Annotated in this window: 20 protein-coding genes and 1 riboswitch; of the genes, 10 read left to right on the forward strand and 10 right to left on the reverse strand. The window is 55.3% G+C overall.

Features of this window, described 5'->3' with window-relative positions; all coding sequences use genetic code 11:
• Positions 1-252 precede the first annotated feature (252 nt).
• From ACQG22_RS15380 to ACQG22_RS15390, 3 genes are read left to right on the forward strand one after another with little or no spacing between them, the layout of a single operon-like run.
• Positions 253-1,530: a nucleoside permease gene (locus ACQG22_RS15380; RefSeq protein WP_038979525.1), complete on the forward strand. Its 1,278-nt coding sequence runs from the start codon at positions 253-255 to the stop codon at positions 1,528-1,530.
• On the forward strand, positions 1,527-2,531 hold the full coding sequence (locus ACQG22_RS15385) for an ADP-ribosylglycohydrolase family protein (protein ID WP_149896213.1): 1,005 nt from the start codon (positions 1,527-1,529) through the stop codon (positions 2,529-2,531). Before ACQG22_RS15380 ends, ACQG22_RS15385 begins: the two co-directional genes overlap by 4 nt.
• Positions 2,528-3,481, forward strand: coding sequence for a PfkB family carbohydrate kinase (locus ACQG22_RS15390; RefSeq protein ID WP_369706649.1), 954 nt, complete (start codon positions 2,528-2,530; stop codon positions 3,479-3,481). Before ACQG22_RS15385 ends, ACQG22_RS15390 begins: the two co-directional genes overlap by 4 nt.
• On the opposite strand, the gene ACQG22_RS15395 is transcribed toward ACQG22_RS15390, so the two are convergent.
• Genes ACQG22_RS15395 through thiM form a run of 3 tightly spaced genes read right to left on the reverse strand, consistent with a single transcriptional unit; the run spans position 3,455 to position 5,811 of the window.
• Positions 3,455-4,201 carry a GntR family transcriptional regulator gene (locus ACQG22_RS15395; protein WP_013097911.1) on the reverse strand — a complete coding sequence of 249 codons (747 nt, stop codon included), beginning with the start codon at positions 4,199-4,201 and terminating at the stop codon, positions 3,455-3,457. The genes ACQG22_RS15390 and ACQG22_RS15395 overlap by 27 nt on opposite strands.
• A 42-nt stretch (positions 4,202-4,243) precedes the next feature.
• Positions 4,244-5,044, reverse strand: coding sequence for a bifunctional hydroxymethylpyrimidine kinase/phosphomethylpyrimidine kinase (gene thiD / locus ACQG22_RS15400; protein ID WP_038420163.1), 801 nt, complete (start codon positions 5,042-5,044; stop codon positions 4,244-4,246).
• Positions 5,041-5,811, reverse strand: coding sequence for a hydroxyethylthiazole kinase (thiM, locus tag ACQG22_RS15405; protein ID WP_335278827.1), 771 nt, complete (start codon positions 5,809-5,811; stop codon positions 5,041-5,043). The genes thiD and thiM overlap by 4 nt, the downstream gene beginning before the upstream one ends.
• Positions 5,812-5,847: 36 nt before the next feature.
• Positions 5,848-5,944: riboswitch (TPP riboswitch) on the reverse strand.
• A 672-nt stretch (positions 5,945-6,616) separates the two neighbouring features.
• Here thiM and ACQG22_RS15410 point away from each other — a divergent pair.
• Together ACQG22_RS15410 and ACQG22_RS15415 are read left to right on the forward strand one after the other, a co-directional pair.
• Positions 6,617-7,444 (forward strand): YadA C-terminal domain-containing protein, encoded by an 828-nt coding sequence (locus ACQG22_RS15410; RefSeq protein ID WP_148790472.1) that lies wholly within the window; start codon positions 6,617-6,619, stop codon positions 7,442-7,444.
• 234 nt (positions 7,445-7,678) lie between these two features.
• Positions 7,679-8,173 (forward strand): hypothetical protein, encoded by a 495-nt coding sequence (locus tag ACQG22_RS15415; protein ID WP_187443934.1) that lies wholly within the window; start codon positions 7,679-7,681, stop codon positions 8,171-8,173.
• A gap of 75 nt (positions 8,174-8,248) precedes the next feature.
• Here the strand turns inward: ACQG22_RS15415 and ACQG22_RS15420 are convergent, their stop codons facing one another.
• Together ACQG22_RS15420 and ACQG22_RS15425 are read right to left on the reverse strand one after the other, a co-directional pair.
• Positions 8,249-9,682, reverse strand: a complete 1,434-nt coding sequence (locus tag ACQG22_RS15420) for a glycoside hydrolase family 32 protein (RefSeq protein ID WP_148790473.1) — start codon at positions 9,680-9,682, stop codon at positions 8,249-8,251.
• Between the two features lie 16 nt (positions 9,683-9,698).
• Positions 9,699-10,940, reverse strand: a complete 1,242-nt coding sequence (locus tag ACQG22_RS15425) for an MFS transporter (RefSeq protein ID WP_020690161.1) — start codon at positions 10,938-10,940, stop codon at positions 9,699-9,701.
• Positions 10,941-11,178: 238 nt separating this feature from the next.
• Here ACQG22_RS15425 and ACQG22_RS15430 point away from each other — a divergent pair, with 238 nt between their 5' ends.
• The 3 genes from ACQG22_RS15430 (at position 11,179) to ACQG22_RS15440 (ending at position 15,390) form a co-directional block, all read left to right on the forward strand.
• Positions 11,179-12,183 carry a LacI family DNA-binding transcriptional regulator gene (locus ACQG22_RS15430; protein ID WP_040022477.1) on the forward strand — a complete coding sequence of 335 codons (1,005 nt, stop codon included), beginning with the start codon at positions 11,179-11,181 and terminating at the stop codon, positions 12,181-12,183.
• Between the two features lie 345 nt (positions 12,184-12,528).
• The gene (locus ACQG22_RS15435; protein ID WP_013097916.1) at positions 12,529-13,905 is read left to right on the forward strand and encodes a diaminobutyrate--2-oxoglutarate transaminase; all 1,377 of its coding nucleotides are present in this window, start codon (positions 12,529-12,531) and stop codon (positions 13,903-13,905) included.
• 18 nt (positions 13,906-13,923) lie between these two features.
• Positions 13,924-15,390, forward strand: coding sequence for a pyridoxal phosphate-dependent decarboxylase family protein (locus ACQG22_RS15440; RefSeq protein ID WP_013097917.1), 1,467 nt, complete (start codon positions 13,924-13,926; stop codon positions 15,388-15,390).
• Positions 15,391-15,426: 36 nt separating this feature from the next.
• Here the strand turns inward: ACQG22_RS15440 and ACQG22_RS15445 are convergent, their stop codons facing one another.
• Positions 15,427-15,942 (reverse strand): protein disulfide oxidoreductase, encoded by a 516-nt coding sequence (locus tag ACQG22_RS15445; RefSeq protein ID WP_102752095.1) that lies wholly within the window; start codon positions 15,940-15,942, stop codon positions 15,427-15,429.
• A 70-nt stretch (positions 15,943-16,012) separates the two neighbouring features.
• Complete coding sequence (locus ACQG22_RS15450; RefSeq protein ID WP_162780648.1) at positions 16,013-16,933, reverse strand: LysR family transcriptional regulator; 921 nt, start codon at positions 16,931-16,933, stop codon at positions 16,013-16,015.
• Between the two features lie 122 nt (positions 16,934-17,055).
• On the opposite strand from ACQG22_RS15450, the gene ACQG22_RS15455 reads away from it, so the two are divergent.
• Together ACQG22_RS15455 and ACQG22_RS15460 are read left to right on the forward strand one after the other, a co-directional pair.
• Positions 17,056-18,834, forward strand: a complete 1,779-nt coding sequence (locus ACQG22_RS15455) for an adenine deaminase (RefSeq protein WP_102752094.1) — start codon at positions 17,056-17,058, stop codon at positions 18,832-18,834.
• A gap of 20 nt (positions 18,835-18,854) precedes the next feature.
• Positions 18,855-20,198 (forward strand): NCS2 family permease, encoded by a 1,344-nt coding sequence (locus ACQG22_RS15460; RefSeq protein WP_029881774.1) that lies wholly within the window; start codon positions 18,855-18,857, stop codon positions 20,196-20,198.
• Here ACQG22_RS15460 and etk read toward each other — a convergent pair.
• From etk to ACQG22_RS15475, 3 genes are read right to left on the reverse strand one after another with little or no spacing between them, the layout of a single operon-like run.
• Complete coding sequence (gene etk / locus ACQG22_RS15465; protein ID WP_369706648.1) at positions 20,195-22,393, reverse strand: tyrosine-protein kinase; 2,199 nt, start codon at positions 22,391-22,393, stop codon at positions 20,195-20,197. The genes ACQG22_RS15460 and etk overlap by 4 nt on opposite strands.
• Positions 22,393-22,842 carry a protein-tyrosine-phosphatase gene (locus ACQG22_RS15470; RefSeq protein WP_013097923.1) on the reverse strand — a complete coding sequence of 150 codons (450 nt, stop codon included), beginning with the start codon at positions 22,840-22,842 and terminating at the stop codon, positions 22,393-22,395. Before ACQG22_RS15470 ends, etk begins: the two co-directional genes overlap by 1 nt.
• The gene (locus tag ACQG22_RS15475; RefSeq protein WP_023622076.1) at positions 22,842-23,981 is read right to left on the reverse strand and encodes a polysaccharide export protein; all 1,140 of its coding nucleotides are present in this window, start codon (positions 23,979-23,981) and stop codon (positions 22,842-22,844) included. Before ACQG22_RS15475 ends, ACQG22_RS15470 begins: the two co-directional genes overlap by 1 nt.
• Positions 23,982-24,006 lie beyond the last annotated feature (25 nt).

Raw genomic sequence — 24,006 nt, forward strand, 5'->3', positions numbered from 1 at the left:
AGCGATGCTCCCGTAATTCCGACGTCATGTCGGTGAGTGTTTATCCAGACCCACATTTTTATGGGCAGACTAAGCCTGGTACCGACTTAACAGATTTTCCAGCATTTGCATTTTTTTTCAGCACAATCTGCTGGCTCGATTCGTGTACAACAAAACTGTTACATTGATCAAACAATCACCACAAAGGTATTTTAAAGGTATTATTGAATGGTATGTTAAAGGCGTACTCTCACTGACATGCAGGATTAAACAATGAAAACGAAAGTCCAACTGTCATTCATGATGTTTGTTGAATGGTTTATCTGGGGAGCGTGGTTTGTGCCGCTGTGGCTATGGCTGAGCAAAAGCGGCTTTACCGCCGGGGAGATTGGCTGGTCCTACGCCTGTACGGCCATTGCGGCGATCCTGTCGCCTATTCTCGTCGGCTCGCTGACCGACCGCTTCTTTGCCGCCCAGAAAGTGCTGGCGGTGCTGATGTTTGCCGGTGCCGTTCTGATGTACTTCGCCGCACAGCAAACCCAGTTCAGCACCTTCTTCCCGCTGCTGCTGGCCTACTCTCTTACCTATATGCCCACCATTGCGCTGACCAACAGTATTGCCTTCGCCAACGTCGATGACGTGGAAGCCGATTTCCCGCGTATTCGCGTGATGGGCACTATCGGCTGGATCGCCTCCGGTCTGGCATGCGGGTTCCTGCCGCAGATGCTGGGCTATAGCGATATCTCTGATACCAATATTCCGCTGCTGATGACCGCAGCCAGCTCTGCCCTGCTGGGTGTGTTTGCCCTTTTCCTGCCGAATACGCCGCCGAAAAGTACCGGCAAGCTGGATTTCAAAGTGATGCTCGGTCTGGACGCGCTGATCCTGCTGCGCGACAAAAACTTCCTGGTATTCTTCTTCTGCTCTTTCCTGTTCGCGATGCCGCTGGCCTTCTATTACATCTTCGCCAACGGCTATCTCACCGAAGTGGGGATGAAAAACGCCACCGGCTGGATGACGCTCGGCCAGTTCTCTGAAATCTTCTTTATGCTGGCGCTGCCGTTCTTCACTAAACGCTTTGGTATTAAGAAGGTCTTACTGCTGGGCCTGCTCACGGCCGCCATCCGCTACGGTTTCTTTGTTTACGGTGGCGCGGAACAATACTTCACCTATGCGTTGCTGTTCCTCGGCATTCTGCTGCACGGGGTGAGCTACGACTTCTACTATGTAACCGCGTATATCTACGTGGATAAAAAAGCGCCGGCGCATATGCGTACGGCTGCGCAAGGCCTGATTACGCTGTGCTGTCAGGGCTTTGGTAGCCTGCTGGGTTACCGCCTGGGCGGCGTGATGATGGAAAAAATGTTCGCTTACAAAGAGCCGGTGAATGGGCTGACCTTCAACTGGGCCGGAATGTGGACATTCGGTGCGATCATGATTGCCGTGATCGCCGTGCTGTTTATGCTGTTTTTCCGCGAATCGGACAAAGAGATCACCGCAATTGAGGTGGTTGATGGCGATGCTGCGCTGACACAAGGGGAAGTTAAATGAAACAAGAACGTATTCTCGGTGCTCTTTACGGGCAGGCGTTAGGGGATGCGATGGGTATGCCCTCCGAGCTGTGGCCAAGAAAGCGCGTAAAAGCGCACTTCGGCTGGATCGACCGCTTCTTACCCGGCCCGGCAGAGAATAACGCGGCCTGCTATTTTAAGCGCGCGGAGTTTACCGATGATACTTCGATGGCGCTGTGCCTGGCCGATGCGATTATCGAATGCGACGGGGAGATTGACGCGGATATCATCGGCAAACACATCCTGAACTGGGCGCTGGATTTCGATGCCTTTAATAAAAACGTGCTGGGTCCCACCTCAAAAATCGCGCTTAACGCCATCCGCGACGGCAAACCCGTCAGCGAACTGGACAACAACGGTGTGACCAACGGGGCGGCGATGCGGGCTTCCCCGCTGGGCTGCCTGCTACCGGCGACGCGGCTGGAACATTTTGTCGGGCAGGTCGCGCTGGCCTCCAGCCCGACGCATAAATCGGACCTCGCCATCGCCGGGGCCGTGGTGATTGCCTGGGCGGTTTCGCGCGCCATCGACGGCGAGCGCTGGCAGAACATCGTCGATGCCCTGCCCGGCATTGCCCGCTACGCACAGGAGGCGAATACCACCACCTTCAGCGCCTCGCTGGCGGCTCGTATTGAACTGGCGCTTAAGACCGTGCGGGAAGCACACGGCATCGACTCCGCCAGCGAGCAGGTTTATCAGCTTATTGGTGCGGGCACCAGCACCATTGAGTCCGTTCCGGCGGCGATTGCGATGGTGGAGCTGGCCGGCACGGACCCAAACCGCTGCGCGATTTTGTGCGCCAACCTCGGCGGAGATACAGACACCATCGGGGCGATGGCAACGGCCATCTGCGGGGCACTGCACGGCGTGCAGGCGATTGACCCGGCGCTGAAGGATGAACTCGATACCGAAAACCAGCTCGATTTTGACTACTATTGCGAAAAACTGCTGCACTACCGGGAGCAAAGGGAGGGCGTATGAGTACGTTAGCCCAACGTCTTGAAACGTTACAGGCCACACGCCCGGTCACGGTGCTGGGCGCGGCGGTCATCGACGTGATCGCCGAGGCGTACGCCCTGCCCTGGCGCGGATGCGATATCGAGCTGAAACAACAAGGGGTGAATATCGGCGGCTGTGCGCTGAATATTGCCATCGCCCTGAAGCGACTCGGCATTGCGGCGCAAAACGCCCTGCCCGTCGGCCACGGCGTATGGGCGGAGATCATCCGTAACGCCATGGCAAGACAGGATCTGCACAGCGCCGTGGAGGCCGAAGCGGGCGATAACGGCTGGTGTCTGGCGCTGGTAGAGCCTGACGGCGAACGCACCTTTATGTCGTTTAGCGGCGTGGAGAACCAGTGGCAGCCGCACTGGCTGGATGGGCTGAACGTCCCACCGGGTAGCCTGGTGTATCTGTCCGGCTATCAGCTGGCATCGCCATCGGGCGAACTGCTCACACGCTGGCTGGAGTCGCTGGAAAACGTCACCGCGTTTATCGATTTTGGCCCCCGCATTGCCGATATTCCCGACGCGCTGATGGCGCGGATCATGGCCCTGAAACCCATCGTGTCGCTCAATCGTCAGGAGGCGCAGATTGCCGCGGAGCGCGCTGGCATGGACGTTGATACTTTAGGCGTGCAGTGGCAGCACCGTTATGGCGCCGCGCTGATTATTCGTCACGACAAAGATGGCGCAGCCTGGTATGAAGGCGACGCATCGGGTTATGTTCCTGCGTTTCCCGCCACCGTCGTCGATACCATTGGCGCAGGCGACAGCCATGCGGGCGGTACGCTTGCCGGTCTGGCGGCAGGATGGCGTCTGGCGGATGCCGTGACGCTGGGAAATGCGGTGGCGGCCTGGGTGGTCAGCCACCGCGGCGGGGATTGCGCGCCGACGCGCGAGGCCTTACTCCTCGCACACAAAGACGTATAGGTCGCTGCGACAGTAGCTGATGCTGTACTCAATCGGCCGGTGCTGCTGGTCAAGCGCAACCTGCTTGATCACCAGTACCGGTATTTTGTCATCCATACTGATATGCGCCTGAAACTCGCTGTCCGGCATCCGGGCGCTGACCCGGGAGCGGGTGCGTTGCGGAAAGATATTCTGGCTACGGAAGTAGTCGTACAGCGAGATGCCAATTGCGTCCGGGTCATGAATTAACTCAACCGGAACCCAGGACTCCTCAATCGACACCGCGTCATCGTCAACGTAACGAATGCGCTTAAGCAAGAATACCTCGCTGTCCGGGGGTACCGACAGCTGGCTGGCCACCTCTTCCGGACACTTCACCACCCGTTTATTCACCCATAGCGTGTTAGGTTTTTTACCGCGCAGCACCACCTGCTGGGAAAACCCGCGCGCTTCCTTGAGCGAATATTCAAAAATGTTGTTGATCTGTGTCCCGTAACCCCGGGCGCGCGTTACCACGCCCTCTTCTTCCAGCGCCTGCATCGCTTTGCGCACGGTAATGCGCGACACCCCGGTTAACTGGCTCAGATCGCGCTCGCCGGGCAGAATATTCCCGTGCTCCAGCACTCCGCTGCGTACCGCGTTTTTTACCGTTTCGGCAAATTTCAGATACAGCGGCATGTTGTCGGGCGCGGCGATCCGTTCATTCAGTTGAGCGATTAACCGGGTATGCGCTTGTTCCATCTCTGTTTTCTCAGGCGTGGTGTTTCCTGCCAGTATACTGGCTTACCACCATGCATGAAAATGATGAACCGGCCCAATACCGTGACCCACTTCCAGAGTATCGGCTTTTGCCAGCGCGGCCGAGAGCCACGTTTTGGCCTCGCGTACCGTATCGTCCCAGCTGTTGTGCCGTGGACGCAGCGCCGCCAGCGCGGCAGAGAGCGTGCACCCCGTACCGTGGGTATTTTTGGTATGCACGCGCGGGGCCGTGAAACGCAGTTCACCGTCGCGGGTAAAGAGCCAGTCCGGGCTTTCATCGTCATCGAGATGGCCGCCTTTCATTAGCACCGCGCCGCACCCCATCGCCAGCAGGGCGTTCCCCTGCTCTTTCATCTCACGTTCGTTCTGCGCGTGTGGCGCGTCTAACAGTGCGGCCGCTTCCGGCAGATTTGGCGTAATCAGCGCCACCTGCGGCAGCAGTTTCTTGCGCAATGTCTCAACAGCAGAGGCAGAGAGCAGCGGGTCACCGCTTTTAGCCAGCATCACCGTATCCAGCACCACATTTTGCACCTGATAACGTTGCAGCCGCTCGGCCACCGCTTCGACGATATCCGTTTCTGCCAGCATTCCAATTTTGGTGGTGTCGATGCGCACATCGCTGAATACCGAGTCCAGCTGTGCACCGACAAAATCAGGTTCGATACGGTAGACCGACTGCACGCCGCGCGTGTTTTGCGCCACCAGGGCGGTGATCACCGAGCAGCCGTAAGCGCCAAGAGCGGAGAACGTTTTCAGGTCGGCCTGGATACCGGCACCGCCGCTTGGATCGGTACCGGCAATCGTCAGAGCATTAATTCGTTTCATGCCTGTGCCTCCAGGTTATGCAGCGCATCAAGGAACGCGCTGGCAAAGCTGCCCGGCCCCTGAGACTGCGCAACGGCGATCGTTCCGGCACGCTTCATCCATCCGCAGGCAGCGGCAACATTATCCAGCCGCTCCCCCGGCAGGGAACAACTCGCCGCCACCACCGCCGAGAGCGCACACCCGGTGCCCACCACGCGGGTCATTAACGGATCGCCGCCCGCAACCATTCGGGTGCGCTGGCCGTCGGTGACGTAATCCACCTCCCCCGTAACTGCCACAATGGCATTGGTCTGGCGAGCCAGCGCCTGCGCGGCGGGTAGAGCGGCAGCGGCGGTGTCGGTGGTATCGACACCGCGCCCCCCTGCGCTCATCCCCGCAAGGGCGAGAATTTCCGACGCATTGCCGCGAATGGCGGCTGGTTTCAGGGCAAGGATTTGATGACAAAAGCGGGTACGGAACGCCAGGGCGCCCACCGCAACCGGGTCAAGCGTCCAGGGCTTGCCTGCCGCCACCGCGCTCTCAATAGCCCGACGCATCGACTGCGCGCGGGGCGTGGTGAGGGTACCGACGTTAATCAGCAGCGCATCGGCCATTCCGGCAAACTGCTCGGCCTCTTCGGCTTCAATTACCATTGCCGGAGAAGCGCCAAGCGCCAGCAGAACGTTGGCCGTAAAGGTTTGCACGACATCGTTGGTCATACAGTGCGTAAGCGGGGAACGGGTTCGGAAGTGATGTAAAACGTGTAAATCGAGCAGGTCAGGCTGCATAGGTTCGCTCCTGCCTTGCGTGAAGAAGCGATGACCAGGGGAGGCATCTGACTTCCCTACGCTGGCATTATCCAGATCAGGTAATACGGGTATTTCTCAGCCTTCACAAAGAAGGGCACCCCGAGTCAAAATACTTTTAACACAAACACTTAAATACAAACATTTGCTTGAATTTAGTGTAACCGTAGCGAAGGCCACGGTGCAAGGGGTTTCTACAAGGCCAGTCGCATGCAGCATGTGGCCGCAGCTTATCGTAGGGAGATCATTCCTGTATTTTTTAGCTATACGTTTCGCGATAATTAAATCATTGTTACCTAAACACGATAAATTCGTTGTTTTTAAACCGTTACAACATGATATTTTTTCATGTGGAAAATATTTTGCAGAGGCAATCATAAAAGTTTCATTCAAAACAAATAACGAAATCAATAGAAAGGAAAACCAAAAGACGCTTTAAATAAATTAATTAAACAGGCGTAATAATGTAATTTTTTGACGAAAACAGATAAGCAAGATTAATGTATTCTTAGTTTTACCCAAGAACACCCGTCAATCCCCATGAATATTAACTCCTTGTTTTATAATGAGTAGATCAATCCGCTCTCAAACTCCCCTTTTTAGCCATGCGTGCCAGCATTGATGAAGATCAATAAATAAAACGTGAATATCCGGGATAGTTGCTGCGCGTTACAAAAAAAGTGATTTAGAAAAAATCACCGTAACCTCCTTTTTTAAATTAAATATAACAAGACGTTATATCCTCCCGCCAGGATAGCGAAATAATTTTATTGATGAGAGTTTGGAAATGAAATGTATTAAAACCGCCATATCTGTTTTTATTTTAACTTCTGTTCCTGGCACAGCAGTTCTTGCCTCTACCTCGCCGGTTACATCCAGTTGGGGGGACGCATATATTTCCGCAAAGAATGAGCAATTTACTGCCACACCTGTTATTACCCTGCCGACGCAACAAACACCGGTTGCACCACAGCCAGTATTATTAGCCCCTCACCTGGACGGGCAGCATATTGAGCCTGGTCAGGCGCCCACGCCTGTTCTGCCGCCGCAGAAAACTCCCGTGAAACAAATTGCGGTTGACCCAATACAAACCTCTGTTGATGGTTCTGCAACGGCGTTGAAAACCGCGCAGGCAACACATTTAGACGGTCAACACAACCTGGTCATTAATGGTCGCGATGGCCGTCCGGGCAAAGACGGCGTGACGACGATTATCACCCGTAATGTCACTGATACAGCCGCCGTTAAACAGATCAATACGCTGACTACGCAAACAGCCGGGCAAGCACAGGAGCTCAACGCGGCCCGACAAATGCTTATTCAGCAGCAAAAAAGTTCTAACGCACAGTTTAAAAGCCTTAAAGACGACGTGGACGATAATAAAAAAGAGTCCCGTAGTGGAATCGCCGGTGCCGTTGCTATCGCTTCAATGCCGCAAGTCGAGCGGGATCAAACGTTTATGGTGAGTGCGGGTGCCGGGACTTTTCATGACGAAAGCGCCGTTGCGGTAGGCGCGTCCTTCCATGCGGGTGAACATGCCATTGTGAAAGCGGGTGTCACCACCACAACGAATAACGATTATGCTGTAGGGGCGGGTATAGGGCTTGGCTGGTAATTAAAAACAACCACATAGAGTAAAACCATTAATCGCAAGTTGCGTTTAAATTCCTGAAATAATTTAGATATCTGCTCTTACAATGACATGCTTTGTTTATATCAAAGCAAGAGCGCAATTAAATGATCTACTGGGGTGTAAAATTAAAATCATTTACTGGTCATTAGCGGTGATAGTTATTTTTATAATAATTATTATCATCACAGCATATATTAAAATTGAGATGTTAGCGCAATGAAAAAAACGATATTTACTGTAGTCATACTCGGCATAGCGTATTTTCTCGGCGGATGTGCAACAAAGGCGTCAAGGATGCAGGAGTGTCTTAATGAAGGCATTTCTAAAGACACCTGTTATCTCGCAGAATCACAACGCCAGGCAGCGATCAGCAACGCGTCGATGAATGCGGCTTTTGCGAATGCGGCTCATGCGGTGCAACATGCACAAATGACACATAAGCACAGAAAAGAGCTTACTCATTCAGGATGTACGCAGGTTGAGGAAGCTAACGGCGAATGCACTGCAAATTCAGATAAAAGTCAATCGCGTGATTTAAAACAGCTCTCCAGCGAGGCCGAAGCGGTAATGAACGGTACCATCGATGACGGTGCGGCATTCCTGCTGGGGCAAGGATGGAAACCAAACAACGGTAAATGGCATAAACAGGGATATATCTTAACGCTGGTGGTTGAAAAGGGAATTGTTGTGAACAGCCAGCTGTCAAAATGATGATCTAAACCGGCAACAATAAAGGGGTGGCTGCCCCTTTATTGCAAACTCACCATGCGAATGAACGGGAAGTCGTCACTCCAGCTGCCAGGCTCCGGCTTCGAATAATAACGCTGAGCCACCCCAGGCAAATACGTTTATTTCCCTTCGCCCTGCCTCAGGATAAATTCGGCTGCTTAAACACGCGTCGCCTTCATTGACAAAAACTTCCACGGATGAACTGTCGAAGAACAGACGCAGATTAAGCGTATTATCCAGGTTCAGCGCGACGCTTCGTGTCCCGCACAGGCCATACTGCGGATAGTTTCGCTCAAGAACCAGACGCTGCATTTGAGCATCCACGTAGACGCGCAGCCCCTCTCCCAGACTCATGCCGTACTGCTCGGCACTGCTATTGGCACAATCCCACTGCAGAATAACCTCCATCGCGTCGCAGCGCTCCACCAGAGCCATCTGCTGATGAGTCAGCGTACTGACCGGCCAGGGGAACCACGCTCGCCGGAGACCTTCGACCTCTCTGGCCGGTCGCATTTGCAGACGGTTATCCGCACTAAGCGTCAGTTCGCGCGGTAAAGAGAGCATGCCTGCCCAGCCGTCCTCCTGTTCCGGCTGGGAGGATTCCCACATGTCCAGCCAGCCGATAACGATGCGGCGACCATCAGGCGTGAGGAAACTTTGTGGCGCATAGAAATCATGCCCGCGATCCATCTCCACAAACTCACCTTCCCGCACAAAAGGCTGCCCGGGCTGCCACTCGCCCAACAGATAGCCGCTCTGGAAAAGATTACGATTTTTGAATCCTTCAGCGGCCATCCCCTGAGGCGAAAACATCAGCACGCGTTTGCCATTGAGCATGAAAAAGTCCGGGCATTCCCACATGTAGCCCATCTCTTTTTCAGCCACCGCCAGCACGCCCATATCCTGCCACTCACGCAGATCGGCAGAACGATAAACGCGCACCTGGCCCGTCTCACCGTCTCGTGCACCGACAACCATGTACCAGCTCTCCCCTTCACGCCACACCTTCGGATCGCGGAAGTGATGCAGACCTGGCGGGGTATCAACGATCATTCCCTGCCGGACAAAATGAATGCCGTCACGGCTGGTCGCCAGACATTGCACCTGGTAGAGATTCGCCTCGTCATCAGGATCGCCGTGGAATTTATGTCCGGTGTAAATCAGCGCCAGCGTATCGCCATCCACCACCGCCGATCCGGAAAAACAGCCATCCTTGTCTTCAGGCCCTTCCGGCGCCAGCGCAACGGGGAGATGTTCCCAGTGAACTAAATCCTTGCTGCGCGCATGGCCCCAGTGCATAGGCCCCCACTGGGTGGAGTACGGATGATGCTGGTAAAAAGCGTGATACCAGCCGTCAAACCAGACCAGGCCATTTGGGTCGTTCATCCAGCCAGCGCGCGCAGCGAGGTGGTAACGCGGATACCAGCGCAGGTTGAGCCCTTCGCGTCTGGACTGAAGTTCCTGCTCTGCTTTAGTAATTGAATACGCCATTTTTCTACTCTTTCGATCAGATGGTGGAAGGTTGCGGCATGAGCGGGTCTGAAGAGGATTTACCCGAGCGCAACAGGAAGATGGAGATAAACGTGGTGCTGAAAACTAACAGCCCCATAATGAGATAGGACTGGGCGAAGCCATATTTCTCATAGCTGTAACCCGCCAGCGGCGACAGGACCGAGGCGATCACTGAGCTGGTACAGGCAAAGCCCACCAGATAGAGGGTGGAAGAGAGCCGTTTATCGAAATGTAAGCTGTTGTATTTAAAAATTGAGACCAGCAAAACGGGCAGTTCGACCGCGTGCAATAGCTTGGTAATGGAGATCAGTACCGGCCCCTCAACCAGCCCCGAAGCCACCATACGCATCGCCATCACCATTCCCGCAAAAATCAGGCCATTCTTTGCGCCAAGGCGATTCACCAGCCATGGGGCGCAGAACATGCCCGCCGCCTCAAGAAAAACCTGGAAGGAGTTGAGATAGCCATACATGGCGTTTCCTTCCTGTAACGTCGGGAACTGGGAGGAGAAATAGACCGGGAACTGCTGGTCGTAAACGCCATAAATACAGGTGCCGATAACAAAAAATACCAGCGCCCAGAACCGCGGCAGCGTCAGCAGACGCAATGCATCTTCCAGCGTGACTTTACCGCCTGACACCGCTTCCTGCATGGCGTGCGGGGCGGAAGAGACCCTGAGACGCGCCAGCAAAACAAAAAACAGCAGTCCTGCAGAGCTCGCGACAGCGAAGTTCAGCTTCGGATTAATGTTAAACAGAAGTCCCGCGAAAAAGGTTGCCACCGCCCAGCCAAGCGATCCCCACATCCTCGCTTTGCCGAACTCAAACTGGCTCTGGCGGGCGACACGCTCGGTATAGGACTCCAGTACCCCTATCCCACCGTTAAACGTCAGGCCGATATAAATCCCGCCGAAAATACTGCCGAGTAAGACGTTAATCTGCAGCAGATAACCAAACAGCAAAAAGGCCGGACCAGAAAGAATGAGCAGGCTGGTCAGAAACCAGAGCAGGTTCTTGCGCAGACCAAGTTTGTCCTGAATGAATCCATAGCAGATTTGAGCGAAAAGCGCGGAGACAGAAAGCACGGCATAGATAATGCCGGTGTCGCCCGCTTTTAAGCCCACCTCCTGGTGGAGCCAGATGGAAAGCAAAGAGCCGGAAGAAGACCAGGTGACAAAAAAGAAAAACAGTAATGCGCTCAATAAGGGGTAGCTGTGAGAGTGATGCGTTTTCATCATGACATTCTCATGTTGGAGTAATGACAAAATGGTAACGTTAACATTGAGCACTGCTCATGCGGTTTGGATCAGATTCATGATGTTAATCACGAAAGTTAACGTTAACATTAAAGGAGTGAGATCGCGATCAACTATTCATCATTGATATTTGTCTGGCTTCACTCACATACCCACTTTCCTTTTACATCAGTAACTTAGTTGTATACTCTTTAACACGTGACATTAACGGAGTAAGAAAATGGCTTCCCTGAAGGACGTCGCAAAGCTGGCTAACGTATCGCTGATGACCGTCTCACGCGCGCTTAACAACCCGGAGCGCCTTAAACCGGAAACGTTGGCACGCGTACAGCAGGCTATTGAGCAGACTAGCTACGTACCCGATCTTTCCGCCAAGAAAGTACGCGGCGCGCATGCCTCGCCAAAAACCATAGGCGTACTGGCACTTGATACGGTGACGACACCTTTCTCGGTGGAGATTACGCTGTCCATTGAAGAGACGGCCCGGATGCACGGCTGGAACAGTTTCGTCATGAATATGTTTACCGATGACAACCCGGAGGCAATCGTCGATCTGCTGCTCTCTCACCGCCCGGACGGCATTATTTACACCACCATGGGATTACGTCAGGTTCCTCTCCCGGCCAAGCTCCTTACCCTTCCCTGCGTGCTGGCCAACTGCGAAAGTATCGATGAAAAGGTCGCCAGCTATATTCCTGATGATGAACAGGGGCAGTACGCCGCCGTACAGGCGTTACTCGCCGCAGGCTATCGACAGCCCCTGTGCCTGCATTTACCCGCAGATCATCTGGCCACAACCCGACGCCGTCACGGGCTGGAACGTGCATGCCGTGAAGCGGGGCTCGACCCGGACCGTCTGGATCATAGTTATATGGCGTTTGGGGACGAGCACTATCGCGACATTCCGTCAGTTCTGCAGGCGCACATTCAGAATGGCCTTCCCCAATTCGACTCGGTTATCTGCGGCAACGATCGTATCGCATTGATGGTTTACCAGACCCTGCTGGCGCAAGGAATTCGCATCCCTGAAGATATCGCGGTTATCGGCTATGACAATATGGTGGGCATTGGAGAACTCTTTCTTCCGCCTCTTTCAACGGTTCAACTGCCGCATTATGAAATTGGTCGCCTCAGTGCTCTGCATATTATTAACGGTGAAACCCATCGGGAAACCACGCGCGTTGAAAGTCCATTTTTAATGCGGAATTCCATTACGCATCTATGATGACCACCGCTTTTTAGCCCTGTCGCAGTAATAAGCAGGCTAAGGAGGCGGTCAACCTCCCTTTCAGGGAAAAATGGCACGATTTGTCACACTCTTTTTTATGATTTTACCCTCCGGGCAGTTAGCACGTAACCGGCTGTTTTTATTTGCCATAACGCATAATTTTCTTTCTCAAAACGGGGATATTCCGTCCCCTGTGCCCCATGTCACAAAACAGTAAACAAATTAACCATTGAGCCCCGTGGCAAAAGGCTCTATATTGGCGGCGTTTTTTTCAGGCCCCATCTGTTTTTTAACTTTTTATTCAATCGTGGCTCATAACGAAGCGGCGGTTGTAGGAGTGATATGATGACGGATAAAGTCCGTATTGACACCGTAGATGCCCACAAAAGCAACGAAACCTATCTGGCCCGTCAGGCCGAGTTTGAATCTAACGTCAGGAGTTATCCGCGCAAACTGCCTTTAGCCATCACTAAAGCAGAAGGCGTGTGGATCACCGATGCAGATAATAAAGAATACCTTGACTGTTTAGCAGGCGCAGGCACTCTCGCGCTTGGCCATAACCACCCTGATGTGCTGAAAAGCATCCAAAATGTCATTACCAGCGGCTTGCCGTTACATACTCTGGATCTGACTACGCCTCTGAAAGACGCGTTTTCCGAATACCTGCTCTCTCTGCTGCCTGGTCAGGGCAAAGAGTACTGCCTGCAGTTCACCGGTCCATCCGGTGCTGACGCCGTGGAAGCGGCGCTGAAGCTGGCGAAAAAAGTCACCGGCCGTAGCGGTATCATCAGCTTCTCGGGTGGTTACCACGGTATGACTCACGGTGCACTGTCCGTGACCGGTAACCTGTCTCCGAAAGAAGCGGTAGACGGTATGATGCCAGAAGTGCAGTTCATGCCTTACCCACACCAGTACCGTTGCCCACTGGGTATCGGCGGTGAAGCGGGCGTGAAAGCGCTGACCTACTACTTCGAAAACCTGATCAACGACGTTGAAAGCGGCGTGCGTAAACCTGCTGCGGTAATCCTGGAAGCCGTTCAGGGTGAAGGCGGCGTGAACCCGGCTCCTGTTGAGTGGCTGCAGCGCATCCGTAAAGTGACTCAGGAACACGGCATTCTGCTGATCCTGGACGAAGTTCAGGCAGGCTTTGCCCGTACCGGTAAATTCTTCGCGTTCGAACACGCTGGCATCGAGCCAGACATCATCGTGATGTCCAAAGCCGTTGGCGGCGGTCTGCCACTGGCTGTGCTGGGTATCAAAAAGCAGTTCGATGCATGGGCACCAGGTCACCACACCGGCACCTTCCGCGGCAACCAGCTGGCGATGGCAACCGGTCTGACGACGCTGAAGATCCTGAAAGACCAGAACATCGCTGGCAAAGTGGCTGCACAGGGCGAATGGCTGAAAGGCCAGCTGAACGAGATGGCGAAACGCTATCCGGTTATCGGCCACGTTCGCGGTCTGGGCATGATGATCGGTATTGAGATCGTTAAGCCACACGAAGCCGCTGACCACATGGGTTGCTTCCCGGGTGATGGCGAGCTGTCTGCACTGATTCAGAAGAAGTGCTTCGAAGCCGGCCTGATTCTGGAGCGCGGTGGTCGTAACGGTATCGTTCTGCGTCTGCTGCCTTCTCTGCTGATCAGCGATGATGAGCTGAAAGTCTTCCTGGATAAATTCGAGCAGGCACTGCTTGCTGCGGGCGTTCGCCCGGCGTAACCGGAGTTGTTGATTACGATGTCTGATTCAAACCCAATTTTGTTCTCCTCTGCGCAGAGCATTGAAGCTTACCAGCAGGCGATTGAACAAAGCACTCAGGCTGTGATGCAGTGGCTGAAACAGCCTGAGATGTATCAGGGCAAAACGGTCGCGGAACTGCGCGATCGCATTAAGCTGGATTTCAACCCGAAAGGGCTGGGCAACGAAGCGGCGATTGAACGCGCCGTGGAGTTCTTCCTGAAAGACAGTTTGTCCGTTCATCACCCGCAGTGTGTGGCGCACCTGCACTGCCCAAGCCTGGTCGTTAGCCAGGCGGCGGAAGTGCTGATTAACGCCACTAACCAGAGCATGGACTCCTGGGATCAAAGCCCGTCCGCAACCATTATTGAGATCAAACTGATCGAATGGCTGCGTACCCGCGTGGGTTATCAGGCTGGCGACGCGGGTGTCTTCACCAGCGGCGGCACCCAGAGCAACCTGATGGGTCTGATGCTGGCACGTGATGCGTTCTTCGCACGTCAGGGCCACTCTGTCCAGCAGGATGGTCTGACGGGCGATCTGCGTAAGATCCGCGTACTGTGCTCCGAAAACGCGCACTTCTCCGTGCAGAAAAACATGGCGCTCATGGGTCTGGGTTATCAGTCCGTCGTGCAGGTGAAAACTGACGAATTCTCTCGCATGGATCTGACCGATCTGGCGGCGAAAATCGAGCAGTGCAACGCCAACGGCGAACAGATTCTGGCGATTGTCGCGACAGCCGGAACCACCGATGCCGGTGCTATTGACCCGCTGCGTGCCATTGCTGAACTGGCGGCGAAACAGAACATATGGGTACACGTTGATGCGGCCTGGGGCGGCGCACTGCTGATGTCTGAGCAGTATCGTCACTACTTGGACGGCATTGAACTGGTGGATTCCGTTACTCTGGACTTCCACAAACAGTTCTTCCAGACCATCAGCTGCGGTGCATTCCTGCTGAAGGAAGCGCGCCACTATGAACTGATGCGCTATCAGGCGGCTTACCTGAACTCTGAGTTCGACGAAGAAGCCGGTGTGCCGAACCTGGTATCCAAATCGCTGCAGACCACACGCCGTTTCGACGCGCTGAAGCTGTGGATGAGCCTGGAAGCACTGGGGCAGGAGCAATACGCGGCGATTATCGATCACGGCGTGACGCTGGCGCAGCAGGTTGCAGCTTATGTGAAAGAGCAGCCCGCTCTGGAACTGGTTATGCAGCCACAGCTGGCAAGCGTGCTGTTCCGCTTCCGTGGCGAGGTGCAGGCAGATGATGCAGGTATCGCCCTGCTGAACCAGAAAATTGGTGATGCGCTGCTGGAGTCCGGCCGTGCAAACGTCGGCGTGACCGAGCATAACGGCGTGACCTGTCTGAAGCTGACGCTGCTGAACCCAACCGTGACGCTGGAGGATATCAAAACCCTGCTGTCTCTGGTTGAGCGTACTGCGCAGGAAGTTCTGGCGAAGTAATACACAGCCCCTCTTCCACCGGAAGAGGGGCTATTTTTATAACCCTGCCCACCACATCCTGACTTTTAATCCCCAGTAGCTTGTCCAGCCCGTTGTTGTACTGACGACATTGCCTTTAGAGACCAGCACCAGCGTCGGCGTTACGCTAACCTGCCATTGCTGTGACAGCGCACCGTTTTCGTCATTAATCACCGGCATTTTCAGCTGCTTCTTTTCGACCCAGCGCGCAAGCTTAGCGTCATCACCAGAGCGCATGGCAATACTCACCACGTTCCCGCCCTCTTCTGCCAGCCTATTGACCGCAGGCGTGGTATAGCGACAGATGCTGCACCAGGTCGCCCAGACGTAAATCAACAGCGGCCGATCCTGACTGAGTGCGGCAATGTCATGTACTGAGCCATCAATGCCCTGCATCGGAGTAGCGCTAAACGTGGCGGGTAATGTCGGCTTGCGGTACTGATCCACACCCCACATCACGGCCAGCACCAGCAGTACGAGTATGATCCCTTCCCGCGCCCAGCGGCGCAGTTGGCTGAATTTGCGGTTTTCCATTGTGACCTCGTGATTTAACGAAAGTCATCTTAGCGAGCTGCGCGCCGTTTCGCTGTAAAGAAGTGTCGCCCTACCTGGTGCGTAAGGTATCAACCATCAGGGTAAAGCAGGACTCAATGAGCGGAGGCAGCGCCTGCGGGGCACGCATCAGCGCCACCGTGCGCGCCAGGGCCGGTTGCTGAAGGTGAACCACCTTAAGCTGCGGGTCCTGCAGGTGGGTGGTGTAAAGCTGAGGCAATATCCCCACGGCAAGCTTCGAGCGCACCAGCCCGTATAATGTCTCGATATAGTCCACCTGATAACGGGTCTGCAGGGACAGACGGTGGCTTTCGGCAAGCGCATTGACCAGCCGCTGAATATTGCCTTTTGAGAAAACGGCAATATCCCGGCCCACCAGCTGTTTCCAGGGAACATGTGCCGACGCGGCGAGCGGATCGTCGCAGTGCAACACGGCCACAAACGGATCCTCCTGCAGCGGGAACACGTCCAGCTGTTCGGGTACCGAGTTGTCCAGCGCCCCGATGCCAAAATCAATCTGCCCTTTCAGCAGTTGCGCCACCAGCGCATCGTTGGTCTGGTCGTGAAACTCCACCCGCAGGCGCGGAAAAGCCTGCGCCAGCGTCTGCGGCAGCAGCGGAAACAGTAGCGAACTGACTGAAGGCACCAGACCGATCCGCACCGTGCCGTCGCCGCCGGCCTGCACAATCTGCTGCATATCATCAAACGCCAGCTGCGCCACGCTGAGCACCCGCTGCGCGTGTGGCAAAATGGCGTGCCCCAGCTCGGTCAGCGTGACCGCCGACGCGGTACGGTTAACCAGTTTACCGCCGAGCACGGTTTCGATTTGTCGCAGGGCGCTGCTGAGCGCCGGCTGGCTGATGGCCAGTTTACTGGCGGTATCCGTAAAATGACGCAGCTGCGCCAGAGTGACAAAATACTGTAGCTGCCGAAGGGAGAGCGCAGGCAAGCGCTGCCAGGGTTCCGTCATCATTATCCATTACACGCGTCACAGAATAACCCGGGGTTATCGGGCGATAAATTTTATCAGCTGGGCAAACGTTTGCCGGGTGCATAGAGTAACGTCAATATTTCAATGCTGGAACTGTTAATTGCATGACTGCCGAAACCCGACGCCGCGCCGTGAAGGCTGCACGAGGCGAAACGCCGTTTGACCTGTTGCTTACGCATACCCGAGTTATTGATATGGCAACCGGTGAGATCCGCGACGCGGATGTGGGCATCGTCGGCTCGCTTATCGCCAGCGTCCATCCACGCGGCAGCCGCAACGATGCGCTTGAGACGCATGACCTGAACAACCAGTTTCTCTCTCCAGGGCTAATGGACACGCATGTTCACCTTGAAAGCTCGCACCTGCTGCCCGCCCGCTACGCAGAGATCGTACTGGCGCAGGGCACCACCGCGGTGTTCTGGGATCCGCACGAGCTGGCGAACGTGCTGGGCATTGAGGGCGTCCGCTTTGCCATTGAGGCGAGCCGCAACCTGCCACTGCAGGTAATGGTCGCGGCGCCATCGAGCGTCCCTTCCACACCGGGGCTGGAGATGTCCGGCGCAGACTTTGCGGGCGAAGAGATGAATACCCTGCTTGGCTGGCCCGAAGTGCGCGGCGTGGCGGAAGTGATGGACATGAACGGGGTGCTGAATGGCAGTCAGCGTATGCTGGAGATCCTGCAGGCCGGGCTGGAAAGTGGGAAGCTGATTGAAGGTCACGCGCGTGGTCTGAGCGGCGCGGATTTACAGGCGTATCTGGCGGCGGGCGTCACCTCCGATCATGAACTCACCTCCGCCGACGATGCGCTGGAAAAATTACGCGCCGGGCTGACGCTGGAGATCCGCGGCTCGCATCCTTATCTGCTGCCTGATATCGTCAGCGCGCTGAAAACGCTGCCGCATCTGTCGTCACAAATCACGGTCTGCACTGACGATGTCCCACCGGACATCCTGATGGAAAAAGGCGGAATCATCGCCCTGCTCAACCTGCTGATTGAACATGGCCTTCCGGCGACGGACGCGCTGCGGTTTGCCACCCTGAATGCTTCCCTGCGCCTGCAGCGTAACGATCTCGGGCTGATTGCCGCGGGTCGTTGTGCGGATCTGGTGGTGTTCGATTCACTGGATAAACTGACGGCTCGCCGGGTGTACGTCGCCGGAAAATGCATTGCCCGTGACGGAGCGATGATCGAGCCGATTGTTGATACGCCCCTGACGCTGCCCCGGGATACCGTGCGCCTGTCGTCGCTGACCGCCAGTGATTTTTACATGCGCATCGACAACGCAAACCACGGTGTGGCGCGCCTGCGTCATATCAGCGGCGCACGTTTTACCCGCTGGGGAGAAACCGACGCCCGGGTACGTGACGGACGCGTTGAGATACCGGCTGGTTTTAGCCTGATTTGGGTTCAGCACCGCCACGCGCGCCATGCGGCAAAACCGCAAATCGCCCTGCTGGAAGGCTGGGGAGAGCTGCGGGGGGCCATTGCCACCAGCTACTCCCACGATTCACACAACCTGGTGGTACTGGGACGCAATCCTGATGACATGGCACTGGCCGCCAACACGCTGATCCAAAGCGGTGGCGGGATGGCGCTGGTCCAGAACGGGGACGTGATCGCCCATGTGGCGATGCCCATTGCGGGGATGTTGTCAGAACTCGCCCCTGCGGAACTGGCGCGCCAGTTTCGTGAACTGCGTGAACGCAGCAGCCAGATTGCCGACTGGGAGCCGCCATACAGAGTATTTAAAGCCATTGAAGGGACGTGCCTTGCCTGCAACGCCGGGCCGCATTTAACCGATCTTGGACTGACCGATGGCAGCACGCGCCAGATTGTCGATCCGCTGATTTCTTACCGGGAAACCCCGGACACCACACAATAATACCGAAGGAGAGCCGGATAATGGCCGACAATACCGTTAATTCGCCAGCACCAGGGAACTGGCTTGAACGTCGTTTTTCACTGCATACGCGCGGCAGTACCGTGCGCACAGAGTGTCTGGCCGGTCTCACCGGTTTTCTCGCCGCCGCCTATTTGCTGGTGGTCATCCCGGGGCTGTTGGCCGTGGGCGGGATGGATAAAGGCGCGGCGACCACCGGCACCATTTTGGTGTTTGTGGCCGGTACGCTGCTGATGGCGTTTTACGCCAACCTGCCGTTTATTGTCGGGCCCGGCATTGGTGGCTCGGTGCTGGTTGGGGTAACGCTGGCGGGCAGTGAAGGCATCGGCTGGCAAATTGGTCTGGGCATTGCCTGCTGGTCGGGAATTTTGTTCTTCCTGCTCACCCGTTTTGGCCTGCGAGAGGTTGTGACCCGCTCCGTACCGCAGTCCATCAAACTGGGACTGACGGCCTCTATCGGTCTTTTTGTCGCCGTACTGGGCTTTCGCAATGCCGGGCTGGTGCTGGCTAACGCAAAAACGAACGCGCTGATGCTGGGTGATTTTCTCTCCCCAGGCGCGCTGGTGGCGCTCAGCGGTCTGTTCCTCGCCATTGCCCTGCAGGCGCGTCGCATTCCGGGCGCCATTTTGTGGGCCATTTTATTTGCCACCCTCGTGGGCATTCCGATGGGGGTGACTCACCTTCCTGCCAGCTTTATTGACATGCCTCATTCACTGACGCCGGTGCTGGGCCATATCGACATGCTGGGCGCGCTGAATATTGCCTTCCTGCCGTTCCTGTTTGTCTTTTTCGCATCGGAGTTTTTCTCCACCATGGGCACCACGCTGGCGGTGGGAGGTGAAGCCGGGCTGCTGGATGAAGAGGGCAATATGGCAAACATCAATCGCCCGTTTATGGTGGACTCGATTGCCGCCGCGATTGGCCCCTGGGTGGGTATTCCTGCCGCCACGGCGCTGATTGAATCCTCCGCGGCCGCAGAAGCGGGGGGGAAAACCGGCATGACGGCGCTGGCCGCTGCGGTCATGTTCTTGCTGATGCTGCTGTTTACGCCCGTTGCGCTCATGATCCCAAAAGAAGCCACCGCCCCTGCCCTGATCCTGATCGGCCTGAATATGTTCAGCGGCCTGCGTAAGGTGGATCTGGCAAACTTCACCGACGGGCTGCCGGTGCTGATGATGGTAATGATTACTCTGATTGCCAACAGCTTCGGGACAGGGATTGCGGGAGGGCTGCTGTTTTACATCGTCATTAAAGCGATTGCAGGAAAATGGCGAGAAATCCCCGTTGGTCTTTGGATCCTCGCCATTCCGCTGGTGTATTACTTTGCCACGCTGGTGAAGCACTAATCCTTGTGCGGTTGCCGTGCCGGGCGTTGGCCATACTCGTAATGGCCATAGCCTGCACGGTAATACAGCGCTGCCGATTTCACCACATCGTTCAGCACGGTGCCGTTGATATGCGCCCCCGTTTGCTGCAAACGCTTAATGCTGTTCTCCATCTCTTTGAGGCTGGTTTTACCATAGCGGGCCACCAGCAGCGAGGTGGCGGCCACCGGGGCAGCCACTGAGGCGTCCGTTACGGCCAGCACCGGCGGGGTATCGAGGATCACAAGATCATAATGCTCGTCTGCCCAGGTCATTAATGCCCTGAAGCGTTCGCTCATCAGCAGTTCAGAGGGGCGTAACGGAACCGGCCCGCAGGTCAGCACATCAATGTTGCCTTTCTCATAGCGCTGAATCGCCGCCTGGAAATGACATTTTCCGTCAAGCACGTCGGAAAGCCCGGAATGGTTTTTCAGATCGAAGATGTTGTGTACATAGCCTTCGCGCATATCCGCATCAATGAATAACACCCTGAGCCCGGCCTGCGCCTCAATCGCGGCCAGCGAGGTGCTGACAAGGGTTTTACCGCAGTCCTGCGTTGGGCCTGAAATCATCACGATCCGGTTAGCGGCATCCTGCAAGGTGAAATGCAGGCTGGTGCGAAGCCCCCGCACGGCCTCGACAAAAACATCCGCAGGCCGATCAACCGGCAGGAAAGGGACATCGATAATCTTGTGTCTCCAGCGTGAGCCAAATACGCGTTTTTTACGCAGGTTGGTTTTTTTCCACAGCCACTGGGAACGGGGCAAGGTGGCCATCACCTGTACGCCAAGCCCTTCCAGTTGCTCGGAGGTGTTGATGCCGCGTCTGAGCGCCATACGGACCAGGACCAGCCCCATTGAGCATATCAGCCCCAACAGGATGCCTAAGACGATGACCACCAGTTTTCGCGGTTTGATGGGATCGGGTTGCGTCACCGCACTGTCGATAATTCGCACGTTGCCAATGGCGCTGGAGCGCGAAATGTTCAGCTCCTGCTGACGGGTGAGGAGCTGCAAATAGATGGTGCGGCCTGACTCCACATCCCGGCTAAGGCGCAAAATGTCCTGCTGAGTTGATGGCATGGCGGCGACACGCTGATTAAGGCGGACCTTCTCCTGCTCAAGCGTCTGACGCTTTTCACGCAAGGCGCGGTAGTTCGGGTGCTCTTTCTTGAACAGCTGAGAAATCTCCGCCTCACGAAACGTCAGCTCGTTGAGCTGGTTTTCGATATTCACAATCTGCTCGAGAACCGATTTCGCTTCCAGGGAGAGGTCCACCGAATCACGCTGTTTGCGATACTGATTCAGCCTCTCTTCAGCCAGATCCAGTTCGCTTCTGATTTTAGGCAATTGCTTCTGCAAAAATGCAAGACTGCGGGCATCCTGTGCTTCCTGGCGCGCAATGTTTTGCTGCAGATAGTTGTTGGCAATCCGGTCAAGCACATGCGCAATGCGCTCAGGATCTTTGCCGGTCAGCGTGAGCGTCAGCACCCCACTCTGCTTTGCCGATTCAACGACGCTAAATTGGGTGCTGAGCGTATTGATCGCCTCCAGGCGGGTGCTGTTTTGCACCGTGAATTGTGTGCCCGTTGGCGCATTCATTTTCACCACTAACAGTGAAACGCCGGCTTTTTCCAGTGGTTTCCCTTCCCTGCCCTCGGCATAAAAGTTATCCCCCTCCAGCCGGTATGCCCCTTTTTCCAGCACAGTGAGCACAAGGGTGCGAGGTTTGCCTTCGACAGGGGGAAGTTGCAGCCAGCCAAGGGCAACCGTCGCCGGTTTACGGCCCTGCAACCGTGCCCACAGACGTCCCACTACCGGGAACGTACGCTGCGTCACGTGCTGCGTTAGGCCTAATTCATCGACGGTTGCGCCCAGGATCATCCGCGATTTAAGCAGAAGAATTTCAGGTTCGACATCGGGAGACATCTCACTCCCAAACTGCCTTAAATTTTTGAGCAGGCTGTTATCCTGCTTTCCTTCTACCTGGATTAAGGCATCAGCGCGATAAACGGGCGTGGCCAGAAAGGCATACAGCCCCGCCAGCAGGGTGAACAGGAAAGTTATCGATAAAATGACTGCACGGTGATCGATCACCTCGCCGAGCAGGCTAATGAGATCGATTTCATGATTCTCCGGTGCTGCCGCACCGTAACTGTCTGTTGTGTAAGACGACATTAACGCTTCATTCCTTGTTGACTCAAACGATGAGCCCATTCCTGACTGGCTTTGCCCAGCAGACCGAAAACATAATCGAACGCTTCACGACTTTTACAATAGGGATCGGGGATGTCCTGCGGCCCCAGCCATTGCCCAAAAAGCAGCGATTTGCCGCGAATTTCCGGGGCCATGTCAGAGATAAAGCGAAGATGGGCAGGTTCCATCACCAGAATCAGATCCGATTCCCGCATGATCTGCGGGGTCAGTTTGCGCGCGCGATGTCCCTCAAGTGAGATCCCATGTCGCCTGGCCACGTCCTGAGCGCTGACATCCGCCGGGCTGCCCTCCAGCCCATAGATACCTGCCGAGGTTATCCGTTTTCCCGGTAGCAACTGACGCAACAGCCGCTCGCCAATCGGCGAGCGACAAATATTGCCGGTGCAGACCACTAAGATGGAATCAAACATTATTGCGGCCACGATCTGATGTAACGGACCGTTTCGGTCAGGTCATGAACGCCACTGATGGTCGGCACGAGCTGCGTAATGACGCGATTCCAGCGTGACAGCGGTGCCGTGGTAACGTAGACAATGTCGTACGGCTCAAGCTGGAATTCAGTGCCCAACACCATCGCGGAGGCATCCTGCGCGTTAAGCTGATAAATGTTGGCAATTTTTCCCGCGTCGTTGCCTTTGGCAATGGAGCGAATAACAAAAATGCCCGTCGCATCGGCCATATCCTGATTCAGGCCGCCCGCATTGCTCAGCGCTTCAGCAAGGGTCATTCCGCTCCTGTCCATCTTGAGCGTGCTCTGCTTGATCACCTCCCCCATCACGAAGACTTTCAGGGCGTCATTACGAGGCACAAAAAGAATATCGCCCGGATAGAGCAGTTTATTTTGCGTCAGGTCGCCGTGCTGCATCAGCGCATACAGAGAGAGGCGCGAATCTTTCCCCTCGTGAGTGAGAACCACATTGCGCCAGTCCGCATCGGCAGAAAGCCCGCCTGCCGCGTTGACGGCATCCATGACCGTCAGGGGAATATTGGTGATTGCCTGCTGACCAGATTTGACGACTTCGCCAGTGACATAGGCCTTTTGCGAGCGGAAGGCAGCCACGCTGACGTCAACCTGCGGGCTTTCGATCACGCTATCCAGCCGTTTGGCGATCTCTTCCCTGACTTCAGAGACCGTTTTTCCTGCCACCGGGAGTTTGCCGACATAGGGATAGAAGAGCGTACCGTCGGCGTTGACCCAGTTGCCGGTGTCACTGGCACTGCGATACTGTCCGGCCGGTGTTGTCAGTTCAGGGTGATCCCAGACGGTTACGGTCAAAATATCACCGGTTCCAATGCGGTACTCCCAGTTTCTGACCTGCTCATCGAGCTTAGGATTAGACTGAGATTTGGTGACGGCAGGGCGCAATTTCTCAATCAATGAAGGGGTAACAGGATAGAGATCCACGCGCTTATCTAAATTATTATTTTCATCACCCGACGTAATGACGTTTTTTCCCGCTGAGCTTAATGTTTGCCCGGGAGAAAATACGCAGCCCGTCAACTGACTTATCGCTAAGAATATTACAGATAATGTGGTTGTGTTTTTCATTAGAATTAATATTTCATTCATGAGC

Source organism: Enterobacter cloacae complex sp. 309I3, assembly GCF_050031595.1.
In the GTDB taxonomy this organism is placed as follows: Bacteria; Pseudomonadota; Gammaproteobacteria; order Enterobacterales; family Enterobacteriaceae; genus Enterobacter; species Enterobacter cloacae.

Excerpts from the sequence above, each read along its gene's own strand:
- ACQG22_RS15410 (WP_148790472.1), top strand. The coding sequence starts at position 6,617 with ATGAAATGTATTAAAACCGCCATATCTGTTTTTATTTTAACTTCTGTT.
- ACQG22_RS15440 (WP_013097917.1), top strand. The coding sequence starts at position 13,924 with ATGTCTGATTCAAACCCAATTTTGTTCTCCTCTGCGCAGAGCATTGAA.
- ACQG22_RS15390 (WP_369706649.1), top strand. The coding sequence starts at position 2,528 with ATGAGTACGTTAGCCCAACGTCTTGAAACGTTACAGGCCACACGCCCG.
- thiD (WP_038420163.1), bottom strand. The coding sequence starts at position 5,044 with ATGAAACGAATTAATGCTCTGACGATTGCCGGTACCGATCCAAGCGGC.
- etk (WP_369706648.1), bottom strand. The coding sequence starts at position 22,393 with ATGTCGTCTTACACAACAGACAGTTACGGTGCGGCAGCACCGGAGAAT.
- ACQG22_RS15475 (WP_023622076.1), bottom strand. The coding sequence starts at position 23,981 with ATGAAAAACACAACCACATTATCTGTAATATTCTTAGCGATAAGTCAG.
- ACQG22_RS15470 (WP_013097923.1), bottom strand. The coding sequence starts at position 22,842 with ATGTTTGATTCCATCTTAGTGGTCTGCACCGGCAATATTTGTCGCTCG.
- ACQG22_RS15430 (WP_040022477.1), top strand. The coding sequence starts at position 11,179 with ATGGCTTCCCTGAAGGACGTCGCAAAGCTGGCTAACGTATCGCTGATG.
- ACQG22_RS15415 (WP_187443934.1), top strand. The coding sequence starts at position 7,679 with ATGAAAAAAACGATATTTACTGTAGTCATACTCGGCATAGCGTATTTT.
- ACQG22_RS15460 (WP_029881774.1), top strand. The coding sequence starts at position 18,855 with ATGGCCGACAATACCGTTAATTCGCCAGCACCAGGGAACTGGCTTGAA.
- thiM (WP_335278827.1), bottom strand. The coding sequence starts at position 5,811 with ATGCAGCCTGACCTGCTCGATTTACACGTTTTACATCACTTCCGAACC.
- ACQG22_RS15425 (WP_020690161.1), bottom strand. The coding sequence starts at position 10,940 with ATGATGAAAACGCATCACTCTCACAGCTACCCCTTATTGAGCGCATTA.
- ACQG22_RS15380 (WP_038979525.1), top strand. The coding sequence starts at position 253 with ATGAAAACGAAAGTCCAACTGTCATTCATGATGTTTGTTGAATGGTTT.
- ACQG22_RS15445 (WP_102752095.1), bottom strand. The coding sequence starts at position 15,942 with ATGGAAAACCGCAAATTCAGCCAACTGCGCCGCTGGGCGCGGGAAGGG.
- ACQG22_RS15450 (WP_162780648.1), bottom strand. The coding sequence starts at position 16,933 with ATGATGACGGAACCCTGGCAGCGCTTGCCTGCGCTCTCCCTTCGGCAG.
- ACQG22_RS15385 (WP_149896213.1), top strand. The coding sequence starts at position 1,527 with ATGAAACAAGAACGTATTCTCGGTGCTCTTTACGGGCAGGCGTTAGGG.
- ACQG22_RS15420 (WP_148790473.1), bottom strand. The coding sequence starts at position 9,682 with ATGGCGTATTCAATTACTAAAGCAGAGCAGGAACTTCAGTCCAGACGC.
- ACQG22_RS15395 (WP_013097911.1), bottom strand. The coding sequence starts at position 4,201 with ATGGAACAAGCGCATACCCGGTTAATCGCTCAACTGAATGAACGGATC.
- ACQG22_RS15435 (WP_013097916.1), top strand. The coding sequence starts at position 12,529 with ATGATGACGGATAAAGTCCGTATTGACACCGTAGATGCCCACAAAAGC.
- ACQG22_RS15455 (WP_102752094.1), top strand. The coding sequence starts at position 17,056 with ATGACTGCCGAAACCCGACGCCGCGCCGTGAAGGCTGCACGAGGCGAA.